Below are 5,708 nucleotides of genomic sequence, written 5' to 3'. Positions count from 1 at the left end.
TGAAAAAGCAATTACTCCCAAAACAAAAGCCATTGTCCCTGTTCATTTATTCGGACAGTGTGCCAATATGGATGCTGTAATGGCGGTTGCCGAAAAACACAACTTGTATGTAATTGAAGACAACGCACAGGCCATCGGTGCCAATTATACGTTTAAAAACGGCAGCAAAAAGAAAGCGGGAACCATTGGTCACGTGGGTGCGACCTCGTTTTTTCCTTCTAAAAATTTAGGTTGCTATGGCGACGGGGGTGCAATTTTCACCAACGATGATGACCTGGCACATACTCTGCGCGGAATTGTCAATCACGGAATGTATGAGCGCTACTATCACGATGTTGTGGGTGTAAACTCACGGTTGGATTCTATTCAAGCGGCAGTATTACGAGCAAAACTACCAAAACTTGACAGCTACAACAAAGCCCGTCAGGAAGCAGCCGGAAAATATACTACAGCATTGAAAAATCATCCGGCCATTGAAACACCTGTCACCAACCCAAATGTAGATTGCTCAAAAACCAAAGGTATTTGTGAAACCTGCGATTGCCACGTATTTCATCAATACACCTTAAAAATCACCAATGGTAAACGTGATGCCCTTGCCAAACACCTTCAGGAAAAAGGCATTCCGCATGGTATTTATTACCCCATTCCATTGCACAGCCAGAAAGCTTATAAGGACAGCCGGTATAACGAAGCCGATTTTCCGGTCACCAACCGCTTGGTGAAAGAGGTGATTTCCTTACCCATGCATACCGAGCTGGATGATGAGCAGATTGGTTATATTACAAATACAATTTTAGAATTCTTGTGAAGGCAGGAATCTCGGTAATTTGAATTGCAATTGAAGTTTAATTATTAAAATATGGAATCCCCGCTTTTGTGGGGGTGTGGGTTATGAAAATACTAGTTACAGGAGGTTTAGGTTACATTGGTTCACATACGGCAGTTGCCTTGCAACAAGCCGGCTTTGAGGTTTTGATCGTTGATAATATGTCAAATTCATCAATAGATGTTTTAGAGGACATAGCAAGTATTACCGGAGAAACCCCTCAGTTTAAGTACCTTGATTTACGGAATAAAGAGGATGTACACCATTACTTTAAGACCCATAGGGAAATTGACGGAATCATTCATTTTGCCGCATCCAAAGCTGTTGGAGAAAGTGTTGAAAACCCCTTGCTTTATTATGAAAATAACCTAAGCACCTTGGTCTATTTACTTCAGGAATGTGCCAAGTATGAGATACAAAACTTTATATTCAGTTCATCCTGTACTGTTTATGGTGAGCCTGATCGCTTACCCATCACTGAAAAAGCACCCATAAAGAAGGCAACTTCCCCCTATGGAAATACCAAACAAATAAGTGAAGAAATTATTTTCGACACCACTCAGGTATCGGCTTTAAAAGCAATTGCCTTACGTTATTTCAACCCAATCGGCGCCCATGAATCTGTTGAGATAGGGGAGCTGCCGCTTGGGGTTCCACAAAATCTGGTGCCTTTCATCACTCAAACAGCCATCGGACTGCGCGAGCAATTGGCTGTTTTTGGGGATGACTACCCCACCGAAGACGGCACCTGCATTCGAGACTACATTCACGTGATGGATCTGGCAGAAGCTCACGTAATTGCGTTGCAGCGTTTGTTGGAAAAGAAAAACAAGACCCCCTTTGAAGTGTTCAATGTGGGAACAGGTAAGGGCTCCTCAGTATTGGAAGTGATACAGGCATTTGAAAACGTATCACAAATGCCTTTAAATTATAAAGTTGTAAACCGACGTCCGGGAGATGTGACAGCGGTTTATGCAGATACCGGTCTGGCAAACAACGAACTGGGATGGAAAGCAAAAAGAAACCTCGAGGAATCACTGCGCTCTGCGTGGAAATGGGAACAGAAGGTGAAACTCAAAAAGAAAGACTATTAGAACAATGAGTTGGTTAACCCTTTACGGAGCTTTAACCGTGAATATGTTTTTGACTGTCAAGCCGTAAGAATATATATATAAAAACCGAAAACCCCCAAAGCGCAGACCCGCCATAACTTAAAAATGGCAACGGAATCCCCACTGTGGGAAATAAGCCGATGACCATACTGATGTTTACAAAAAAGTGAACAAACAAAATGGAGGCCACACTATAACCATACACCCGGTTAAAAGTGGAATGTTGTTTTTCAGCCAGATACAGCAGCCTGATTATTAAAAAGACAAACAAGAGTACCACCAAAAAGCTTCCGGCAAAACCCCATTCTTCTCCTACAGTACTAAAAATATAATCTGTGTGTTGCTCGGGCACAAAATTTCCTTTGGTTTGCGTGCCTTGTGTCCAGCCTTTTCCAAACCAGCCTCCGCTACCAATGGCAATTTCACTTTGGTTGGTATTATAACCAACTCCTTTGATATCTATTTCTTTTCCTAAAACAATGTTGAACCGGTCACGGTGATGTTGTTTAAAGACCTGGTCAAACACAAAATCTACTGAAAGGGAAAAACCTGAGCAAACCAATACGACCACAACATACTTGAAGATCGAGGGTCTTTTTTTTCGGTTTTTAAGGAAGAGTGTGAAGGCTAATAAAATCACTCCTGCAATCACCAAGGGGGGGTCAAATGCCAGGGTAACCACAAACAGGAATGCAGCAAAAAAACCAAGCAATAGATAGGAAGCGTGCAATCCCTCGCGATACATGGGAAAAATAAATGCGAAATAAATCAAGGCACTTCCCGGATCAGGTTGCATTAAAATTAAAACAATGGGAATACTAAGAATCAAAAAGGCTTTTAGCTGGTCTTTAAATTCTTTGATATTAGTTTGTATATCGCTTAAATACTTGGCCATAGCCAGTGCAGTGGCAGCTTTCACAAACTCGGCCGGCTGAAGACTCACGCCACCAAGTACATACCATGCCCGTTGCCCTGCTATCGTACTTCCAAAAATAAATAAACCGGCTAATGAGAGTATGGCAACTAAATAAATGACACTTGAAAAGCGTTCATAAAACTTAGAATCTACGCCAAGTATAAACAAAATTAGCACAATGCTTAAGCCTATCCAAGCCAGTTGTTTGCTATGGATGTTTTGAAAATCAAAAAAAACAGTGGCCGTTTCAGAAAGTGAAGCAGAATAGATATTAAACCAGCCAATCACCACCAAAGCAAAATAGAGCAAGATAGTCGTCCAGTCAAATTTTCCAATGGGTGTTGTTCCTTGCAGTGATTGATTTTAAAGGGTTTCCCGCTTTGGGGTTTGGCATATTCCTCTTCCAAACTGTTTGAAAGTATCCATTTTTCCATGTCTGTTCGGGTAATTTCACCCCGCAGGTATTTTTCAATCATTAAGCCTGCTATTCTTCCGGCATACCTTCCTCCCCAGTATCCATTTTCGACAAATACTGCAAGAGCTATTTTGGGATTGTCCTTGGGGGCAAATGCAATAAAGATTGAATGATCTGTTAGTTGTACGCGCTTTCCGTCAATTCGGGTAAAGTTTTCTGCAGTCCCTGTTTTACCACAAATTTCGATGCCCGGAACCTGAAGGTATTTTGCCGTTCCTTTATTATATACATCAAACATGCCTTCTATAACGGGTTCAAAATGCTCCTGAGCTATGGTGGTGTTATTTCGGGTAGTGTATGCTGAGTCTTTTATGGGAACACCGTCAATTTCTTTTAAAATATGAGGTGTGTAATAATACCCTCTGTTGGCTATGGCGGCCGTCATATTGGCCAGTTGAATGGGTGTGGTGTTGACCTCGCCCTGACCAATAGCATTTGAAATAATTGCAGAACTAAACCATTTTCGGGTGGGGTAGTTGTAGATTTTATCGTAGTAAGCTGAAGTGGGCACCTTACCGGGCCGGCCAACGGGCAAATCATTTCCTAAAAAATCACCAAGGCCAAAACTTTGAACATGGCTAACCCAATTGTCCACACCTTCCTGCGGGGTGTCATACTTATCTATAGTGCGTCTGTAAACATTGCCAAAATAGGCATTGCACGATTCATAAACGCCCAGGTGGAGGTTTACCGGGCTTGGATGGGCGTGGCACCCCATAAAGGCACCTCGACCATAGCTAAAACCATTGTTACACCTGAAGGTGTCATTTGGATCTACAACACCTTCTTCTAAGGCAATGAGGGCATTGACAATTTTAAAAGTGGAGCCGGGGGGGTATTCTGCCAACAGTCCTCTGTCATAAAGTGGTTTGGCAATGCTATCATAATAGAGTGCTGTATAATTTTTTGATCTTTTTCTTCCAAAGCCAAGATTTCACCAGTTTTGGGTTCAATGGCTACAATTCCTCCGCGTTTGTTTTGCATCAATAATTCACCATAAGCCTGTAACTCTTCATCCAAAGTTAGCGTGATGTCTTTACCATGAACCGGAAGCGTGTCATACAACCCTTCTTTATAGGGGCCCAAAGCGCGGTTAAATCGGTCTTTTTGTATGAAACTCACTCCTTTTTGCCCTCTCAAAACTTCTTCATATTGTTTTTCAACTCCTTGTATCCCAATTAAATCACCCATTTGATAATAAGGGTTTTGAGCAATAATTCGAGGACTTGCTTCTGCTATAAAACCCAACACATTTGCCGAATGTGCTACCTGATAATCACGAAGGGAACGCTTTTGAATATAAAACCCCGGAAAACGGTACATACTTTCCTGTAAATGGGCGTATTCTTCTTTGGTCAACTGAGGAAGCACCACCGAGGGAAGGCGTGGTGAGTAACCACGTGCCCGATGAAGCCGGTTTGTAAGCTCTTCCTTGTTGATGCCTAATAGCGTGCAAAATGCCAAGGTATCCAGTTTCTTGACCTCATTTGGAATAACCATGACGTCATAAGAAGGTTGATTTGAAACCAGGAGCTTGTCATTGCGATCATAAATAAATCCGCGTTGTGGAAAATTGTATACTTTAGAAACAGCATTGAGTTCAGATCTGATTTTTAAACTGCTGTCAACAACCTGTAAATATACTAAGCGGGCAGTGAAAACAATACCTGTAACAAGAACTAGTATGTAAATAAGTAGTTTTCTCATCGCTGTTTTTTACTGAAGAGGATCATGAAGACCACCGCCATCAAAATCGTGAAGACACTTGAAAGCAGCACGGTCTTTAAAATAAAAAATGTATGGCTTAAATTAAAAATTTCCAAGAAATACACTAATAAGTGGTGGATGAGCACCATGGAGCTAATGTAGCTCAATCGACCGCCGATTGGGGTTTGAGCTATTTTTAGGGTGTTGTATTCATAACTTACACCAAACGAATACTTCAGTATCAAAGGACGTGCATAAGCGGCCATTAAACAAGCGGCGGCGTGCACACCACCGGTATTGTTAAAAAAATCCATCGTTATTCCCAGTAAAAAACCTAAGAATATAAACAAGGAACGATCCACTTTTACGGGAAAAAGAATCAGAAACAGTAAGTAAACAGAAGGATTGATGTACCCAAATAGATTTATATTGTTAAATACAAACACTTGTATTAACACAAGTAAAATAAAGCGTCCACTATTTAAAATAACAGGATTATTCATCATGGCTTTTTGATTCTAATTCCTGAATTTCTTCTGCTTCAGTATGTTCAATTAAATAGACTTGGCTTGTGCTGGTCATATCATTGAAGAGTTGTATGTTGATAATGTAAAAATTACCACTATTGTCAAATTTAAAATCACTAACAGTACCCACTAATAAATCTTT

4 protein-coding genes and 1 pseudogene are annotated in these 5,708 nt (G+C 41.0%); 2 read left to right on the top strand and 3 right to left on the bottom strand.

Translation table 11 applies throughout. From position 1 onward, the window contains the following. Both AACY61_RS07755 and galE read left to right on the top strand, forming a co-directional pair. On the top strand, positions 1–811 hold an 811-nt coding region (locus AACY61_RS07755; protein WP_339611004.1), incomplete at its 5' end, for a DegT/DnrJ/EryC1/StrS family aminotransferase. 83 nt (positions 812–894) lie between these two features. After that, positions 895–1,923 carry a UDP-glucose 4-epimerase GalE gene (gene galE / locus AACY61_RS07750; protein WP_339611003.1) on the top strand — a complete coding sequence of 343 codons (1,029 nt, stop codon included), beginning with the start codon at positions 895–897 and terminating at the stop codon, positions 1,921–1,923. Between the two features lie 31 nt (positions 1,924–1,954). Here the strand turns inward: galE and rodA are convergent, their stop codons facing one another. From rodA to AACY61_RS07735, 3 genes and pseudogenes are all read right to left on the bottom strand, one after another. Further along, complete coding sequence (rodA, locus tag AACY61_RS07745) at positions 1,955–3,166, bottom strand: rod shape-determining protein RodA (protein WP_339611002.1); 1,212 nt, start codon at positions 3,164–3,166, stop codon at positions 1,955–1,957. Continuing rightward, positions 3,142–5,039: pseudogene (locus AACY61_RS07740) on the bottom strand (penicillin-binding transpeptidase domain-containing protein). Before AACY61_RS07740 ends, rodA begins: the two are co-directional and overlap by 25 nt. After that, a complete protein-coding gene (locus AACY61_RS07735) occupies positions 5,036–5,545 on the bottom strand; it encodes a rod shape-determining protein MreD (RefSeq protein ID WP_339611001.1) in 510 nt (169 codons plus the stop codon). The pseudogene AACY61_RS07740 and the gene AACY61_RS07735 overlap by 4 nt, the downstream one beginning before the upstream one ends. Positions 5,546–5,708 lie beyond the last annotated feature (163 nt).

This window comes from uncultured Planktosalinus sp. (assembly GCF_963973675.1).
Lineage (GTDB): Bacteria > Bacteroidota > Bacteroidia > Flavobacteriales > Flavobacteriaceae > Planktosalinus.
This window is presented reverse-complemented; position numbering and strand designations above follow the sequence as displayed.